Below are 17825 nucleotides of genomic sequence, written 5' to 3' on the forward strand. Positions count from 1 at the left end.
GCCTCTTGCACCTCATATCCGCCGTACAAGTGCCTCGACCGCCGATCGGATCGGCGGGCTGCAGCTTATGTCAAAGGCCATTGTCAGCAATCATGAGAGTGGGAAGACTCTATAGGAGGAAAGCAAGTGGAGTTATCTTGCGTTGGGGTCGGTGCTGGGCCGTCTAATTTGAGCCTTGCGTGTCAGATACACGAGCAAGTTGGGCAAGGGGCACTGTTCCTGGATCGGCAGGTCGACTTCCGCTGGCATCCAGGCATCGCTTTCGATTCCTCAGAGCTCCAGGTGAGCCACTTCAAGGATCTGGTCACGCTGGTGAATCCGCGATCAGCCTACACTTTCGTAAACTACCTGTACGAGAACGGGCGTCTGTACCACTTCCTGAACGCACAGTTCGAGGCTGTGTTCAGAGCTGAGTTTGAGCAGTACCTGAACTGGGCCTTCCACAGGAACCCACTTGTCCGTGGCGGCGAGACGGTGCGCGAAATCCGCTTTGACGGCGTGTTTCGGGTGCGGACGGATAAGGCGGTTCTCGGCGCCAGAAACGTCGTGGTTGGCATTGGCAAGCAGGCGCAAATCCCGCCTCAGTTTCAGGGCTGGACTGGACGCAACCTGTTCCACTCATCTGTTTTATTGCACATCCATCCTGAGGTGCGGAGAAAGCATGTCTGCGTGGTTGGCGGAGGCCAGTCGGGAGCCGAGGTGATGTTGCACCTTGTCGGCCTGCCGAAAGAACGGCGGCCTGCCTCGATCACTTGGGTCTCGCAGCGTGAGAACTACCTGCCTCTCGACGACAGCCCGTTCACAAACGAGTTGTTCATGCCCTGCTTTTCGGATCGTTTCGCGGCGATGAGCGAGTCGCAGCGTAAGCTGCTCCTGCGGCGTTTCGTGCTTGCCTCGGACGGCATTTCGGAAAGCACGTTGCGCGCGATCTATCAGGCGCTGTACCGCCACGCATTTGTCGAGCCAAACCGATGCGACATCACACTGCGGCCAGGCTGCACCGTCTCGCACTGCATCAACGCCGGCGCGGGTCACAGGCTGGCCCTGCAGCACGGCATGGTCGAGGTCGAAGAAGTCACGGGTGACATCGTCATCCTGGCCACCGGTTACGAGAACGCGGTGCCAGACTTCTTGGAACCCATCGCACACCGGCTGGAGCAGATCGACAATGAATTAGCTATTCGCGAAGATTTTTCGGTGAGCTGGGACGGACCGCGTGACAGACGCATCTTCGTACAAAACGCGAGCCTCGGGCAGCGCGGCCTGGCCGATCCGAACCTAAGCCTGCTGGCCTGGCGCGCGCGCCGCATCCTCGATAGCCTTCTTGGGCGCGCGCCATGCGCGAACCCCGAGCATCCTGGCTTCATCAGCCATACCTCGATCGAGAGCTGGCCCGCCCCCGCAGCCGAAGAAATGGGCAGCGGGATATGATTCGTAGACTTTTGATCATCGGCGGTGGCATCCTAGGAATATTGATCCGGGCCAGTTTACGGAACCCCTGGACCCGGCTGAGCCTGACATAGGTAGTCTCGCGCCGAGCTTCTGCGGACAATATCCGCCGGAGCGGAACGCACTTAGCATCGCCGTCCCACATGACGTGAGTCCGTCTCCGTGGACCCGCAACTTGACCAGCGCCCGACTGCCCTAATTGGGATGTCCGACCAACCAGTCTTTCCAACAGGAGGCCTTTTCGCATGTTGACTGATGCACAAAGAGAAAAGTGGCAGAAAGACGGATACGTCAGGCTCGAAAGGTTCTTCGCTCCAGCGGTTCAGGAAGATATCTCTACTTTTGTCGAAGATATGTCACGCTGGGATGTCAGCGATGACAAATGGCTCATGTGGTTCGAGAAGACGACGGACAATCGAAAGATCATCTCCAAGATCGAGAATTTTCTCGACTTCCATGATCCATTGCGTCGTTTGCTCTTAGAAGATCAGCGCATAAAGTCAGCGGTCGAGGATTTGCTTGGCGAAGATTCGCGCAGGCTCAAGGAGTTGCTGATTTTCCACTACCCCGACAGCGGTGGCTATCTCCCGCATCAGGACATTTATCACATTCCACACAAACTCCCCGACCGGATGGTCCATGCGGTGGTTGCCATAGGCATCGACGACTCCGACCCGGAAAACGGCGGGCTTTTCTTCAGCCCCGGCAACCACGAGAAGGGGGTGTTTCCCATGGATGCCGGTGGGGTGATCGATCCTCAAGTCGCCGCAATGTTCTCCTGGGAACCCGTAGTATGGAAGGCTGGCGACATCTTCATCTTCGACGATTACGCGCCGCACTACTCACGACCGAACAAAAGCAATCGTTCGCGGCGGACACTCTACTTGGTGTTCCAGCGTGCTTCAACCGGTGGACCGACCCGCGCTGAATATAACGTGCTTAAGCGCGCCCTTAACCCGCCCGAGGGCAAAGTGGCCGATCTCGACAAACTCAAGCCCCCAAATGGCATTTTCTATCGCGATTGAGCTCACGCAGCCAGGTGGAGGCATGCACACGAAACTGATCGACCGCTCAAAAATGCGCGGAGAGTATGGCGTTCTGATTTGCGGGCTCGCGGAGCATCGACCGCAGCCCGTTAAGACGCTTCGGCACGTGGATTGTGGAGGTGGTCGCAGGGCGGTCTTCTATGACGCCTACAGCCCGACTGGCGCCCCCTCGTCGCCCGCCTGGCGGCCCAGAGCTGCATTATCCTGGCCGGGGCCGCCAACGGGTCGGGCCGTTTCTTTCCACGAATTGCACGGGAGGCTGTTGCGTTGGCAGCCGAAGATCCCACGGCTTCAACAGCTTAGGTTCGTTGTCATGCGCAAATACACGTTTTCTCGAACGGAGCTGTCGCGGGCGTTCGGTATCGACATGGCCACGCTTGGAACGGGAAGCGTCGGCACGGGTTTTTCGTTCGGTAGGCTGGCACCGGGCGTTACATCGGAGCCCCATCGGCACGACGAAATCGAGGCCTTCGTGATCCTGTCAGGATCGGGCAAGGTCAGGACCGACCTTGGGGAAATCTCGGTCGAGGCGGGCGATGTCGTTCTGTTTCAGCCTTTTGAAGCGCATGGGCTGCGCAACGACGGAAACGAAGACCTAGATTTCGTCGATGTCTACTGGCGAGACGGCGAGGCCGCCCTTGATGCCGCTGCAAAGACCACGGCTCCACGCGGGCCGATCTTCGTCTTCTCCACGCCGCCAACGCCAAATGGCGATCTGCATCTGGGGCATCTTTCTGGCCCCTATTTCGGCGCCGACGTCTATACTCGTTTCCTGCGCATGAAAGGAGTCGAAGCATATCACCTCACTGGAAGCGATGACAACCAGAGCTACGTCACGACACGCGCCGATGCCGATCAATCGACGCCTGCAAACGTGGCGCGCTACTACGCCGACGAGATTCGCGCCACGCTTGCACTTCTCGATTGTCACGTCCACAGCTTCCAATCCACAATGGGCGATGACGGTTACGGCGAGTTTCAAGCCGCGTGTTTCCGCAGTCTTCTGAGCAGCACGGCGGTAGATCTGCGCCAGAGCCCTGCGCTTTTCGATGCTGTGACAGGCCACTATCTTTACGAGCCGGATGTTAGCGGCCTCTGCCCCGATTGCGGCGGCTCCGCCGGTGGCAACATCTGCGAGGAATGCGGCGCCCCAAACCTTTGCCACGACTTGGGTGCAGCCCGGTCACGGCAGTCTGCCGAGGCGCCGCTGGTCGGCTCCGTCCGCCGCCCGGAACTTGCCTTGGACCGATGCTACGACAATATCGACTGGCATCTAAGGGCGTCGGGCGTCCCGCTACGGATCTTGGATCTCTTCGCGCGCCTACGCCGACGCGGCAACTTTTCAGTGCCCATTACCCACCCCTCGGACTGGGGCCTGCCGGCCGAAGGGTTTCCGGGGCAAGTGATCTGGGTCTGGCCGGAAATGGCCTTCGGTTTTCTGTACAACATCCAGGCGCTCGGCCGCTTGCTGGGTCGCGATTGGAAGGCGGAGATGCCCAGCAACGACTGGCAGATTGTCCATTTCTTCGGCTTCGACAATTCGTTCTACCACGCGCTACTCTACCCCGCTCTTTACGCCGAGGTCTTCTCCCACTGGACGCCACGCATCCACTATCACGTCAACGAGTTCTACCTGCTCGACGGCAAAAAGTTCTCAACCAGCTGCCGCCATGCGGTCTGGGGCAAGGAGGTTCTGAGCCCAAAGACAGTCGACGTCATGCGCCTCCATTTGGGCCTGACACGCCCGGAAGGTGAGCGGACGGATTTCACGCTGGACGCGCTGCGCCGCACCGAGAACGAGGTGTTCCAAGGGATTTGGCTGAACTGGCTTGATGCGTTGAACCAGGAAATCAAGCACGATTTTGCCGGCCGTGTACCCGATGCAGGCGACTGGAGCCCGGTCGACCGCGCCTTCTTTGCTCGGATAGAGATCTATCGCGCGGCGATGGAGCGCGCCTATTCGGACGAAGGCTTCTCGGTCCGGCGCGCGGCCGCGCAGGTCTGCGATTTCGTGCGCGATTGCGTGATCTACCGTCGGGCGCAAGACTATGCGGCGGCGCGACGTTTCTATCCCGCCCGCATCCGGACTTCGCTAGCCCTTCAGACGACGGCCGCTGCGATCCTGGCACCGACACTCGCTCCGCTGATGCCCCGATTCGCCAGAACGCTGGCGCGAGGCATCGATGGCGTCTCAACCGAAACATGGCCCCGGTCCGTCCAGCGCCTTGCGCCCGGGACGCGCTTTGATCTCGGACCCGTGTTGGTGTTCTACGCCAAATCCGGCAATCCTCATCTCGATGAGGAGGAAGCACTATGAGCCCAAAGGTGCACCAGTGAGCTATCCCAATCTCGACCAGACCTGCGCGGCAATCAAAGCCGATGATGCCAAATATCTTTACTCGCTGTCACTGACGACCGAACCCGCTATCAGACGGTAGAGACCAGATTGGCGGACCTGAACCAACGCATCGTCAACACCCTGGCCCGCGCCTTCGAGGACCGCTCGGCCGATCGCTTCCCAGCCCTTGCTGTTTCGTGCCGCAAATGCCGTGTGGGCTCGACTGCGCTGACCAACCTCTTCGGCATCGCGGGACTTCCGTCCTCCAGCCGATCAAGACTGTCATGCGGTTCGAGGCGCTTGGTCAACCTGGCGCGCCCTGGATCGTGAGCCGATCACCGGAAATGTCGAATGCGAATGCCTGCCTGATGGTATCTTCGATTCTGTCCGAGCCTGTACCGGCGCGGCAGTCGGCCGAAGAACAACTGAGCTACTGACAATCGAAAGGTAGCAGGTTCAAAATTCTGCCCAGAAACCGGATATTGCGCACAAACCGGCGTTCACGATCGCGATGGTGCACAAGCTTCCAACCAGACCCGCGCAACGACAGCCCGTCGCCTGAAGTCGGCGAGGGCCGCCAAATCGCTGGCAAGCGTATCCTCCGTCACATGCACGCCGTCTTCGCCGAAAATGCAGACGCTTGTCTCGTCGAGAGATAAGTCCAGCCAGGGTGCTCCTTCAGGATTGCGTGTTTGCTCGGGTACGGAGCCGCCCCTCAGTTCCCAATCGAGGAGCGATCCTACAATTCACACATTTGGAGATCGCTCGCTAGGTTACCCCGCTGTGAACCCTGCAAGCCGAAAATTCAGATGCCGCCCATGCAGAGATATTTCATTTCGAGGTAGTCCTCGAGCCCATGGCGGGATCCCTCCCGCCCGATGCCGGACTGTTTTATCCCACCGAACGGCGCCGCTTCTGAAGACATCCGCCCGGTATTTACCCCGACCATTCCATATTGCAAGGCCTCGGCCACACGCCAGACACGCTTCAGGTTGGAGGCATAAAAGTAGGCCGCGAGGCCGTAGATCGTGTCGTTGGCCTCACGCACGACCTGATCCGCATCTTTGAAGCGAATAATCGGTGCCAGCGGCCCGAATGTCTCTTCTTGCGCGACGGTCATCTCGCTGGAGACACCGGTCAGGACTGTCGGTTGGAAAAACGTGCCATTCGTGCCGATGCGTTTGCCCCCGCATCGAATTGCCCCGCCTTTGGCGACGGCATCGGCAATATGGGATTCGATCTTGGCCAAAGCGTGCTTGTCGATGAGCGGTCCGATGTCCATTCCGGGAGCGAAACCGTCACCAACTTGAAGTTGGCGAGCCCGTTGCACGAATTTCTCGACGAACTCGTCGTGAACGCCCGACTGGACGTAAAGGCGGTTCGCCGAAACGCAGGTCTGGCCGGCATTGCGGAACTTCGCCTGGACCGCACCGTCAACCGCGGCATCGATATCGGCATCATCGAAGACGATGAAAGGTGCATTGCCGCCGAGCTCAAGGCTGACTTTTTTGATCTGGTCCGAGCACTGGCGCATGAGAAGGCGCCCGATCTCAGTCGACCCGGTGAAGCTGATCTTGCGGACCTTGGGATTGGTACAAAGTTCGCGGCCGACCGCGTCACCTTCGGACGCATAGATCAGGTTGACGACGCCTTCGGGAAAGCCAGCCTGATGGGCGAGGGCGAACATTGCTCCCGCCACGAGCGGCGTCTGTTCAGCGGGCTTGAGGACGATCGTGCAGCCCGCCGCCAAGGCTGGCGAGATTTTGCGCGCCACCATCGAGGCCGGGAAATTCCATGGCGTTATCGTGCCAACAACTCCGATGGGCTGCTTGATTACCAGCATTCGGCGGTCCATCGATGGTGCGGAGATCGTCTCGCCATAGACGCGATTGGCCTCCTCGGCGTACCATTGCAGATACGCCGCAGCATGCGATATCTCCGACTTGGCTTCGGCAAGCGGCTTGCCCATCTCCGCGGTGAGAATCGCGGCGAGATCGTCGGCGTGGTCGATGATCAACTGATGCCATCGCCATAGAACGTCGCTGCGCTCACGTGCGGTCAGCCCTGCCCATCCAGGCTGCGCGACATAGGCCTTGTCGATCGCAGCGCATGTCTCCTCGACACCCATGTCGGGTAGTTCTGCCAGCACTTCGCCAGTCGACGGGTTGAGGACCTCGAATGTCCGCTCGCTAATCCGCGTGCCAAGTGCCGGCAGGCGATCAATGGGTCCAAACAGGTCGGGGGATCTCAGGTGACGGATCATCGGCAGGCACAGGGGCAATACCGGATTCCTCCTCAACGCAGCAGGTATATATAGCAGGTGCGGTGTGTACTCCGCGACGTCCGGGTTCCTTATAGGGCCTCGGCCAGACAGCTGATAGACCACGGTACCCGACTGGAAAGGGAGAATACCTGAATACGCTAGAAGATGCCTCGCGGTTCTACTAGTCGAACGATTGAACAACCGACATCGGCTTCGCCAGCCGCGCGGAGTGGGATGCTGGTGGCCTGCGCCTACAATCTGCGGACCACGAATCGGCAACTCTATCCACTCGAAGAGAGGCTGGCCTAAAGAGGAGCGCACCCCAATAATGACGCCTGAACCGGCAAATGCCTGGCAAGGCCCGCGAAAACCGCTCCTCGCGGCTTTAAACAGATCCCGTTTACCCGGCGAGCGCGCGCAAGATGAGAAAGAGGATGGAGAGGAACAGGGTGGCGAAGGCGCGCCGAGGGAAGACCGGCCGGCGCATTTGCATGGGGATGGAGCTCATGATCAATTCCCCGCCTGTTGCTGCGGCAAAAGATAGCCTGTGGTCGAATGGTCGAGCACCAGGTAACGCGCGGCGACCGCCTTGACCTCGTCGGTGGTGACCTTGCGGACGCGGTCCGGCCTCTCGAGCACGTCCTTCACATTGCCACCGGTGGTGAGCGTCTTGCCATAAATGTTGGCGATGTGGTCCAGCTCGTCGTGCGCAAAAATCACCGAGCGGATATAGCGGTCTTTGGCCTTGTCCAGCTCGTCGCTGGTGACGCCATCCTCGGCGATTCGGGCGACTTCGGCAACGGCCGCCGCTTCGAGATCGACGAGCTTTGCATCGCCGCGCGGCGAGCCGGAGATGGTGAAATTGGTGTCGTCTAGCATGGTGCCCTGGAAGGAGGCGCCGGCCGCCGAGGCTATGCCTTGCTTGAAGACAAGCTCGTGATATAGCCGGCTGCGGTTACCGCCGCCGAGGATCTCGGCCAGCAGGTCGAGCGCCTCGGCCTCGCCGGGCTCTGCCGTATGATAGGACGGCACCACCCATTGAGTGGAAAAGCTCGGCACCGAAACGCGCGCATCGGTCAGCGTCACTGTGCGCCTGGTGTTCTGCTCCGGCTCGAGCGGGCGGTTGCGCGGGGGCAGGTCCGGCCCGCGCACAACCTTGCCATAGGTCTTCTCGGCCAGCGCCTTCACCGTCTCCGGCTCTACGTCGCCGGCCACCACCAGCACGGCGTTGTTCGGTCGGTAGTATTTGTTGTAGATGGTGAATGCGTCGGTTTTCAGCTTCTCCATCTCCTGCATCCAGCCGATGACCGGAATGCGGTAGGGCTGGTTCTGCCGCAACGTCGCGTTGACCTCCTCGTCCAGCAGAGCCTGCGGATTCGTCTCTCTGCGCCAACGGCGCTCCTCCAGGATCAGGTCGCGCTCGGTCTTAATATCATCGTCGTTGAGGATGAGGTTGAACATGCGATCGGCCTCGAAGCCCATCATCTCACCCAACGCCGAGGGCGCCACCGTCTCGACGAAGGTGGTGTAGTCATAGGCGGTGAAGGCGTTGTTGTAGCCGCCGATGGCTGAGACGGCTCGGTCGAACTCGCCGGCGGCGTGGTTAGTCGTCGCCTTGAACATCAGATGCTTGAGGATATGGGCAAGGCCTGATTTGCCGGGTGGCTCGTCGGCGCTGCCGATCTTGTACCAGACCATATGAGTGACGATCGGCGCGCGGTGATCGGGGATGACGACCACTTCCATGCCGTTGTCGAGCAGGAAATCCGTCACTTTGCCGTCGTCGGTGGCGGCCAGAGCCGGACCGGTCGTCACCAGGGCCAGCGCGGTGGCAATGAACGCCTTGCGCAGCCAGGCGGACGATCGATGGCTCCAGTTGTGGTGGCTGGTCGAAAGGCAAGGTTTGAGGCAAAGTGATTTGTTCCTCCTTTCGATGAAGGCGCTGCGTCCCCGTCTCCCCCCATGGGGGGATCGGCGGACAGCGCCGAGCCAGATGAATAAGCTCTTCATGGGGCCAGGCCTTCCTCGAGCCTCATCTTTGGATGGACCCAGGAGATCTGCGGCGGTATTTCTTGGTGAGGTGATCATGGGACGGATTCTCCTTGGTCCGCGAGCCTTGCGGATGACCAAGCATGCACCGTGCCAGATCAGAAACCGTTCGAGGCATGTGGACAAATCAGGCTCTGCCATGCTGCGCATCCGACATTGTCGGACATCGGACAGGGCCGAACGCGACGCGTGCGGCTGAGAATATCTTCTTCGTTCGATTGGGCGCGCTGCCGGGGAGGGGTATAGGATGCGCTTCGAATGGCCGCTGCACTGACGGTGAGAATGGAGATGTTGGTCGCCCCAGCGGAACCCTGTCCGCGACAGCCAGACCGGGTCGATGCTGAAGGGCAGAGGCGTGAACAGCCCAGCCAACTCGAGCGCGGAGCCTGCTCGCGCGCTAGGACGGATCTGATCCAAAAATCGGCAAGTTGGGCGATATCCGCGAGGCGCTGGAAAACGAAGATCGTAGGACTCGGGCGGGAAAAAACGATGCGGTTGCGCGCTTCTGGCGTAATGCGCCTGCCGCGAGGCCGTTGAGCCTGATGAGTTGCTGCGGGAAAGGGGAGTGTTTGCGCGGGACCTTGGTCAAACGTAAGAAACAACCGTCGAGCTCGCCGTGGAGGGGCATGCAGGCACGTTTGTCGCTGGAGGACAGCAGCACGGAAGCTGTCCGCGCTTGCCGTCGTCGCTGGGTACCAAACAGGAGAATTTGGCGGTCGCGATCGAATTCATCTGCGTAAATACCGCCTGGCTGTGCTCGGTTTGCCGGCGAACAGATTTGCCTTCTTTGCGGCTGCAAAAGCATCCCTGGCGGCGTGGTCCCTTAGGTCAAGAGCATCGGGTGAGTAACAGCCTGATCCTGCTCAATCTGATGCGCGCCAACCGCTTCGCCGGATTGTGGAACCGCTCGCGGGTAGCTTTTACCACAAACAGCAAGGTCATGAAATCAAGTAGGAAGTCATCGATCGCTTGGGCGATTGTTTCTGACCTGCCCTTGAACTGGTCCAGCAAAACGCGCGCGTTATCGATCGCTTCCACGCTGGTGGCATCGATTAACTCCTCGACCCTCTTGAAACAATCCAATTCGAAACTCCTTCAAGCGCTTGCCAAGCCGTTATGCACGAAGGTAGCTCCGTGAACCACCCGGCCTTTGACCTGGCGGCACGAGCAGCGGTCGGCCTTACGTCCCGTGCCTCCAAGCACCAGCCATAGACGTGGCGCTGAGGAGCGTTGGAAGGATCGGGCGCTTCCGGCCATGCTCGAGCGGTAGTGTAGGACACTGCTTGCTGGCGACTACGGCCAAAATGGAGTGCGCCAGCTGATCGGGGCTTAACAATTTTTCGCTTTTTGCTGTGCCCAAGTCTCGGCTATGAGTCGGGCAGGCCTAATGGCCTGCCCACGTTGCAATTGTTAAGGAGGAACACGTATATGCCTACTGGAACGGTAAAGTGGTTCAACAGCACCAAGGGGTTTGGATTTATCCAGCCCGACAATGGCGGTCCGGATGTTTTCGTCCACATTTCGGCTGTCGAACGTGCGGGCCTCTCGACCCTCGCTGACGGCCAGAAGATCAACTATGAGATCGAGCAGGATCGCCGCACCGGCAAATCCTCCGCTGGCAGCCTCAGCAAAGCTGGTTGAAACGTCCTGGCAAGAGTGGGCGCGTAGGTCCGGAGGTCCTCACGGCCGCTCGATAGGAGCGAGCAAAAACTGAGGGCAGCAGATTGCTGCAGGCGTCGCGAATTCCTCATGAAACAAAGTTGTTTGAAAGGAAGGCGGGGTTGGCCCCGCCTTTTTATATGACGCGCAGATTAAGCCGATGGCTGCAACGCTCCAGAACGAATCTCCATTGCCGAAATCAAGCCGCGGCCTTCTTGCGGGTTCGCTTCGTCGGCGCCGGCTCCGGCGCTTCCGGCGCTTTCGGTTTGCGGCCGAGCCCCATTGTCTTGGCCAATGACGAGCGCGCCGCGGCGTAGTTCGGCGCGACCATGGGATAATCCGCCGGTAGGCCCCATTTGGCCCGATATCCATCCGGCGTCAGCCCATAGTGGGTCGACAGATGGCGCTTTAGCGATTTGAATTTCTTCCCGTCTTCAAGGGAGATGATGTAGTCCGGTGTCACCGACTTCCTGATCGGGACTGCAGGCGTAAGGGCAACCGGCTCTTCTGCAGAGACACCTTCCGCCGTCCCTTTCAGAGCCGCGTGCACTTGGCCGATGAGGGCAGGGAGATCCCCCACCGGGATCGGATTGTTGGAGACATAGGCTGAGACGACATCGGCCGTGAGCTCGATGAGGGTGTCGATGTTTTTTTCGGCTTCTTCTGTCATGAAACTCTCCAGGCGGCGTGAAACACAGTCGGCGAAGCGTCGCTTCATAGTGGCGGTCTCCGCTGAAAGCAACCAAGGTCTCGACAGGATTATTGCGATGCTCGTCCAGCAGCGAGATCTATAGCGCAGTATCGCGCCGTCATGACCGTTGATGCGTTCCGTTGTTGGCGACCTGCCGCGGTGCTTGCGCATTTTCAGGCGCGTCTCGGCCGTAAGCTTTGCGCCGAAATGACCAGTAATCTCGAAACGAAGCGGGCTATTTCTGTTTCGCCATCCTCTCTTTGGCTGTGAAATCGATGGCAGAGCAGTGGCAGCTTCCTGGTGGCGTGGAAGTTGTGGGCGTCAAGTTCTGCAAAATGGCGTGGCAGTAGCTGTGACGTCGGCGTGTCCGCCGCGCAGCTCCCGTGTTTAGCGGAGCGGCGGCGGCCAAGGCCTCAGGCTCTCCTTCTTGTGCTCGCGCAGATGATCCATGTTGAGGTAGCGGGTCGCCTCGAGCCAGTTCTCGTGGATCTCGACCGCCAGCGCCCGAACCAGCCGCAGACAGCTCCGCGGGTTGGGGAAGATGCGGACGACCAGGGTGCGCCGCTTGATTCTCCTGGTTCAGCCGCTCCAGCATGTTCGTAACCGGTATGATCATGACGGTGCCATCCGATCCCTGCTGGAGATGAGCGATTTTCGGCGTATGGTGCGACCATCCGGGACAGGGGCACCGGGAGCACGCCAAGTGCGGGCAGGCAGATCTATTCGAGGAGCTGCGAGCTCGCGTTAGTAGCTGGCCGCCCCTGCGACCTGCCCGGTTGCGCCGAGAGCGCGGATCCGTAGGTGTCGCGTCGCCCGCCGGCTCCCGACTGTTTGAGGAGAGGGTGCCGATGAGACGTGTGATTGGAATGGACATCCACCGCACCTTTGCGGAGGTGGTGGTTTGGGAAGACGGCCGGCTGCGCCATTACGGACGGGTCGACATGGCCCGCTCGGGACTGGAAGGGTTCGGCCGCGGTTTGCGACGGACGGATGAGGTTGTTGTCGAGGCCACGGGCAACGCCATGGCGGCGGTGCGGGTCTGTCGCCTATGTCGGCCGGGTGCTTGTCGCCAACCCGATGCAGGTGAAGGCGATCGCCCATGCCGGGATTAAGACCGACAAGATCGATGCCGGCGTTCTGGCGCAGCTCCATGCCAGCGGCTTTCTGCTGGAGGTCTGGGTTCCCGACGAGCGGACTGAGCGGCTTCGCCGCCTCGTCGCGCGGCGCAACCAGGTCGTGCGGCATCGCACGCGAGTGAAGAACGAGGTGCATGGCATCCTGCAGGCGCACCTCGTGCCGAAGTGCCCGCATGCCGATCTGTTCAACCGTCGGGGTCGCGCCTGGCTCGAGCGGCAGGTGCTTCCCGACGACGAGCGGGCCGCCATCGCCCGCCACATCCGCGAGATCGACCGCCTGGCCGAGGATCTGGCCGACCTCGATCGCGACCTCGCCCGGGAAGCGGTTGATGATGTGCAAGTCCGGCGGCTTCAGACGATCACCGGCGTCAATGCCATCGTCGCGAGCGGTATCATCGCCGCCGTCGGCGATATCCACCGCTTCGGCGAACCGCAGAAGCTGGTGAGCTACTTCGGCCTCAATCCGCGTGTGCGCCAATCCGGTCTTGGCTTGGCGCAATATGGCCGGATCAGCAAACATGGGCGTTCCCATGCCCGCGCCATGCTGGTCGAGGCCGCCTGGGCGGCGGCGAAGGCGCCCGGACCGCTCAGAGCCTTCTTCCTACGCATCCGCAACAAGCGTGGCCATCAGGTCGCAGCCGTAGCGGTCGCCCGTAAGCTCGCGGTGTTGATCTGGCATCTGCTGACAAAGGAGCAGGACTACTTCTGGGCTCGCCCGGCCCTTTCGCCCCTGGTGCGAAGGGCAATGTGGACACCCTCGCCGTCACCGCAATGCTAGCCGACAAGGGCTATGAGACGGGCCTCCATATAGACCGACTGGCGGAGGGGGCCCGCTTCGCGGACAGCCTGAGGGAGGAGCGGCCATGAACTTCGACACCATCCGTGTCACGACTGACGAGATCGGCGTCTCTACGTTGACCCTCGCCCGCCCGGACAAGCACAACGCCATGTCGGGACAGATGATCGCCGAACTTGCGGCGGCCGCCGAACTGCTCGCCAAGGACCACAAAGTGCGAGTGGTCGTGCTGACGGGCGAAGGCGACAGCTTCTGTGCCGGCGCCGACCTCGCTTGGATGTCGGGGCAGGCCTCCGCCGCGCGTGACGAGCGGATCGCCGAGGCCAGGAAGCTGGCGCTGGCTCTTCGCGCGCTCAACGAACTGCCCAAGCCGCTGATCGGCCGTATCAACGGCCAAGCATTCGGCGGCGGTCTCGGCTGATAAGCGTCTGCGACGTGGCGGTCGCCGTCGACACCGCTAAGTTCGGGTTCACCGAGGCCCGGCTCGGCCTCATCCCTGCGACGATCTCCCCTTCTGTGCTCGCTCGGATGGGAGAGGGCCGGACGCGCCGGGTCTTCATGTCAGGCAGGATTTTCGACGCCAATGAAGCCCGCGAACTCGGACTGCTTTCCAACGCTGTGTCGCCGGCCAACCTAGAGGCGGCGTCGAGGCCGAGGTCCGCTCCTATCGCTCGGCCTCGCCGCAGGCCGTCGCCGCCGCCAAGGCGCTTGCGCGTCGACTTGGGCCGGCAATCAATCACGCGGTCATCGGCGAGACGGTCGCTATGTTGGCCAATGCGTGGGAAACGACCAACGCCGCCGAAGGAATCGCGGCCTTCTTCGATCGCCGCAGGCCGCGCTGGCAGGCGTGAGACTGGGGTCACGAACCTTTATATATTAATGGTCGACAACTGTGTTTCGGCATGTACCGCAGAGACGCCGAGGCAAGTTCAGGCACGATGTCGGTATATCTCACTCGGGGGTACAGCAGAAACCCATGCGGCGAAGGTGAGGCGGAGAACCTGAACCACGCCACCATTCCAGCCGAAATCGGCCAGCGCGCTGCTTGCAATGATGCCGCGGCAGTGGGCCGTCGAAACCGCGGTTGCCTCATTTGGAATAACTGGTGACGCCATTCGATTGAGGTTGCGGTAGAGTGGTCTATGCCCTCCTTTGCCACCTTTTGTGTTCGCCGCCATAGGTGGCGGCGCCGGCGTGGGCACAGGATGGAGGGCAGGTCGTCAACGTTTCCGCCACCATGGCATCTACGGCAACCAAGGCGAGGCCGAGCAGTGCTCCTATAATTGGGCATGGCAATCAAGCCGGAAAAGTCGGCCTCAATCACCACTTCTGGCGGGCATCGGGATGCACCAGCACCCTCACGACCGATGGTCATCGCGTAGCACCGAGATAAGCCCGGATTGAGCGGTCACTTCTTGTTCGTCGCCCGGGCTTTCGACTTGGGGTCCGAGGGGATTGTCATAAAGCATTCAAAGCGGTCGAACGGGAATTCGACTACCAAAAACAGGCTGGTGGACGTTTCCGCCACCATGGGTGTCTACGGTCACGACGCCGGATATCAGCCCGATTTGGCGGCGGGCGATCGAGATGCACGGAGCTCGGATCGTCGTAACGAAAAATTCTGATGATCGAGGGGCACTCATTGCCAGAATTTCGCGAGCGCCGAATTTTTCCGAGCGGATCCGCGCCAAAGGAAAGGGCGGCATTGCTGCCGCCCCTTCCGAGATTGTAAGATGCCTAGACCTTAGAACCCATGCCGCCGCCGCCCATGCCGCCCGGCATGCCGCCGCCAGCCGACTCGTTCTTCGGAGCCTCCGCGATCATGGCTTCGGTGGTGACCAGCAGGCCGGCGACCGAGGCCGCGTCCTGGAGAGCCGTGCGCACGACCTTGACCGGATCGACGATACCCATGGCGATCATGTCGCCATATTCGCCGGTCTGGGCGTTGTAGCCGAAGGTCGCGCCCTTGTTCTCAAGGATCTTGCCGGCAACGATCGATGCTTCCGCACCGGCGTTCGACGCGATCTGGCGGGCCGGAGCCTGCAGCGCGCGGCGCACGATGTTCATGCCAGCAGCCTGATCGGCGTTGACGCCGGTGAAGGTAATGGCTAGCGAAGCGCGCAGCAGGGCGCAAAGGTGAATGTTTTGTCTTGCGCTGTCCCGCGAAAATGATATGGTCGAGTACGATATTGATATAGTGCAATAGGCGGTGAGACTTTAATGCATTTTGGGCAAGTGCGATTGCCTTCGTCTTCTACCGTTGTTTCGAGTCGGAGGCCACCATGCCAGTGGCCCGCGCCTGCTGCCGCTGGCAGACGGACAGAAAGGCGCGATCGCCAAGCTCTTCGCTATGCAGGCGTCCTCGTTGAGCACTGTTGAGACGAGGCACCCCATGCGCTCCAAGCTCCTGGTCCAGGAAATCGACGCCCACTCGAATGATGCCGTATCCGCGTGGTGACCCATATCCGCAGGAGGGAACGTTCCCATGACTGAGCCCCTCTCCATTGCCGTTATTGGCGGGGGCCTAATCGGCGTGAGCTGCGCCCTCTTGCTGGCACGGGAAGGACACCGTGTAACCTTGATAGAGGAGGGTCGCATCGGCCATGGCTGCTCCTGGGGCAACGGCGCCCAATACAATGCGGGATCGTCTTTCCCCATGGCTCATCCCGGTGTCATGTGGCGCGCGCTGCGTTGGCTCGCCGACACGAACGGCCCGGTGCGCCTCGCACCGCGTGAACTATCCCGCAACCTCCCATGGCTCGTGCGCTTCCTGCGCACCGGCCGCCCGGAGGCCTGGGAGGCGGCCTATACGTCGTTGCACGCTCTCCACGCACATTGTGCCGTGCTTTATCGGGACATGCTCGGGGGTACTGAGTGGAGACGGGTGTTCCGGCCGAACGGCGGCCTGCATGTCTGGCGCGGCGTTTCACCTGGCGCACTCGACGGCCTTGTGGACAGGCTGCGGGCCGCGCATGATGTTGCCTTTGAGAGGCTCGAGGCCGAGGAATTGCGCGAGTTGGAGCCCGGGTTGTCCCGCGACTACCGGCGCGGGATCCTTTTTCCCGACAGCGGCCATGTGACCTCACCTCTAGCGCTGGTGGAGGGGCTCACGGACCGGGCCGTTGCATTGGGCGTTGCTATACGAAAGGCGCGGGTCGAGGCTATCGAGCCCGGCACCGAAGGCGTAACGCTGCAGACAAGCGCGGGGCCCCACCCCTACGGTGCGGTGGTCATTGCAGCCGGCATCGCCAGCCGCGACCTGGGGCGCTCCCTGGGAATTTCCCTGTCGCTGGCCAGCGAGCGTGGCTATCACATCACGATGCCCGCCGTTTCTGGCGCCATCAGCCGTCCCGTGACCGACGCCGAATCGGCCTTCGTTGCCACGCCCCTCTCAGAGGGATTGCGCATCGTGGGGATAGCCGAATTCGATGCCCCCGATGCGCCGCCAAACGAGGGGCAAAGTGAAAAGCTGCTCGCCTGCGCACACGCCATGCTGCCGGGCGTGCTCGTCAGCAGGGTGCAACGCTGGATGGGCGTGCGGCCCTCCACCCCAGACAGCCTACCGATCATCGGTCGCCACCCCCTCCATCGCAGAATACTGTTCGCCACGGGGCACGGTCACATGGGCATCAGCGGCGCGCCCATGACTGCCGCCCTGGTCTGCGATTTGATCGCGTGCCGGGTGCCTCGGGTGTCCTGCGCCCCTTATCGGCTCAGGTGAGACATTCAATCGTTCAGTAAGACAGGGAATGCTATTGCCTTGGCGCCTATGCCTCTGTATTTGTATGGTTCATTTTTGATAATGACATAATCTAATCCGAGGAGTAGGGAACGCCACATTACCGGCATGTAATCGCAGACCCTATGAAGGACATAGCCATGGACAAAATTCGCGCTCCTGACCTTCTGGGAGGGGTCGATAAGACCGGTGGCGGAGGCGAAACCGCTCGTCTCACAACCTATTGGGGTGCTGGCCCATGCTGCCGCGCGCAGCTCGATCGCGTGATCACTGTCGACCGACCTATGAGGGTTTGAAATGCGCCCTGTTATAAGAGCGCAGCCAGTTAGGAGCCGGTCAATCTGCGTGCTCTGGTGCAAGTTGTCGATGATCTGGGTCAGGCGCTCGCACGAGTCAATGTGTTGCCCTATGGTCTCGCGGGACATGACTTCACGCCGTGCGCCGCATTCGATCGAAATATACTGGAAGAGCTTGCGGTCGGCGTCATCGGGATCAATCCGATGGTCGTCACGATTGCCGAAACGTGCTTCGACAACGGCTGGCATATCGGCTGGGGCCCCTGAAGGCAGCATTTATGGATTGAGATCTATACGTCAGAAATACGTCGGCCACCTTGAGATATAGCGGCACAAAGTGAAACGAGCTGAAAAGGGAAATGT

Annotated in this window: 10 protein-coding genes and 4 pseudogenes; 9 read left to right on the top strand and 5 right to left on the bottom strand. The window is 60.8% G+C overall.

The features are described 5' to 3' along the window. Window positions 1-126 precede the first annotated feature (126 nt). The 3 genes from NKI85_RS35590 (at window position 127) to NKI85_RS35600 (ending at window position 4812) form a co-directional block, all read left to right on the top strand. Window positions 127-1431 carry a lysine N(6)-hydroxylase/L-ornithine N(5)-oxygenase family protein gene (locus tag NKI85_RS35590; protein WP_352780509.1) on the top strand — a complete coding sequence of 435 codons (1305 nt, stop codon included), beginning with the start codon at window positions 127-129 and terminating at the stop codon, window positions 1429-1431. Window positions 1432-1694: 263 nt separating this feature from the next. After that, the gene (locus tag NKI85_RS35595; RefSeq protein ID WP_352780510.1) at window positions 1695-2474 is read left to right on the top strand and encodes a phytanoyl-CoA dioxygenase family protein; all 780 of its coding nucleotides are present in this window, start codon (window positions 1695-1697) and stop codon (window positions 2472-2474) included. Window positions 2475-2862: 388 nt separating this feature from the next. Then, window positions 2863-4812: a class I tRNA ligase family protein gene (locus NKI85_RS35600; RefSeq protein WP_352780520.1), complete on the top strand. Its 1950-nt coding sequence runs from the start codon at window positions 2863-2865 to the stop codon at window positions 4810-4812. Between the two features lie 826 nt (window positions 4813-5638). Here NKI85_RS35600 and NKI85_RS35605 read toward each other — a convergent pair. After that, on the bottom strand, window positions 5639-7096 hold the full coding sequence (locus tag NKI85_RS35605) for an NAD-dependent succinate-semialdehyde dehydrogenase (RefSeq protein WP_502900777.1): 1458 nt from the start codon (window positions 7094-7096) through the stop codon (window positions 5639-5641). A 510-nt stretch (window positions 7097-7606) separates the two neighbouring features. Further along, on the bottom strand, window positions 7607-9106 hold the full coding sequence (locus NKI85_RS35610; protein ID WP_352780512.1) for a M16 family metallopeptidase: 1500 nt from the start codon (window positions 9104-9106) through the stop codon (window positions 7607-7609). A 748-nt stretch (window positions 9107-9854) separates the two neighbouring features. On the opposite strand from NKI85_RS35610, the gene NKI85_RS35615 reads away from it, so the two are divergent. Then, window positions 9855-10283 (top strand): hypothetical protein, encoded by a 429-nt coding sequence (locus NKI85_RS35615; protein WP_352780513.1) that lies wholly within the window; start codon window positions 9855-9857, stop codon window positions 10281-10283. A 290-nt stretch (window positions 10284-10573) separates the two neighbouring features. Beyond that, window positions 10574-10786, top strand: a complete 213-nt coding sequence (locus NKI85_RS35620; protein ID WP_023679670.1) for a cold-shock protein — start codon at window positions 10574-10576, stop codon at window positions 10784-10786. A gap of 217 nt (window positions 10787-11003) precedes the next feature. Here NKI85_RS35620 and NKI85_RS35625 read toward each other — a convergent pair whose 3' ends face one another. Both NKI85_RS35625 and NKI85_RS35630 read right to left on the bottom strand, forming a co-directional pair. Continuing rightward, window positions 11004-11474, bottom strand: a complete 471-nt coding sequence (locus tag NKI85_RS35625) for a Ros/MucR family transcriptional regulator (protein WP_352780515.1) — start codon at window positions 11472-11474, stop codon at window positions 11004-11006. Window positions 11475-11882: 408 nt separating this feature from the next. Next, window positions 11883-12096 (bottom strand): annotated as a pseudogene (locus NKI85_RS35630) (transposase); the annotation flags it as partial. 247 nt (window positions 12097-12343) lie between these two features. Here NKI85_RS35630 and NKI85_RS35635 point away from each other — a divergent pair. Both NKI85_RS35635 and NKI85_RS35640 read left to right on the top strand, forming a co-directional pair. Then, window positions 12344-13403: pseudogene (locus NKI85_RS35635) on the top strand (IS110 family RNA-guided transposase); the annotation flags it as partial. Window positions 13404-13494: 91 nt separating this feature from the next. Beyond that, window positions 13495-14278: pseudogene (locus NKI85_RS35640) on the top strand (crotonase/enoyl-CoA hydratase family protein). An 886-nt stretch (window positions 14279-15164) separates the two neighbouring features. Here the strand turns inward: NKI85_RS35640 and NKI85_RS35645 are convergent. Then, window positions 15165-15557: pseudogene (locus NKI85_RS35645) on the bottom strand (TCP-1/cpn60 chaperonin family protein); the annotation flags it as partial. A 355-nt stretch (window positions 15558-15912) separates the two neighbouring features. On the opposite strand from NKI85_RS35645, the gene NKI85_RS35650 reads away from it, so the two are divergent. Beyond that, complete coding sequence (locus NKI85_RS35650) at window positions 15913-17148, top strand: NAD(P)/FAD-dependent oxidoreductase (RefSeq protein ID WP_352780517.1); 1236 nt, start codon at window positions 15913-15915, stop codon at window positions 17146-17148. Between the two features lie 371 nt (window positions 17149-17519). Next, on the top strand, window positions 17520-17729 hold the full coding sequence (locus NKI85_RS35655) for a hypothetical protein (RefSeq protein WP_352780518.1): 210 nt from the start codon (window positions 17520-17522) through the stop codon (window positions 17727-17729). Window positions 17730-17825 lie beyond the last annotated feature (96 nt).

It is taken from the genome of Mesorhizobium sp. M0571 (assembly GCF_040320985.1).
Classification (GTDB): domain Bacteria; phylum Pseudomonadota; class Alphaproteobacteria; order Rhizobiales; family Rhizobiaceae; genus Mesorhizobium.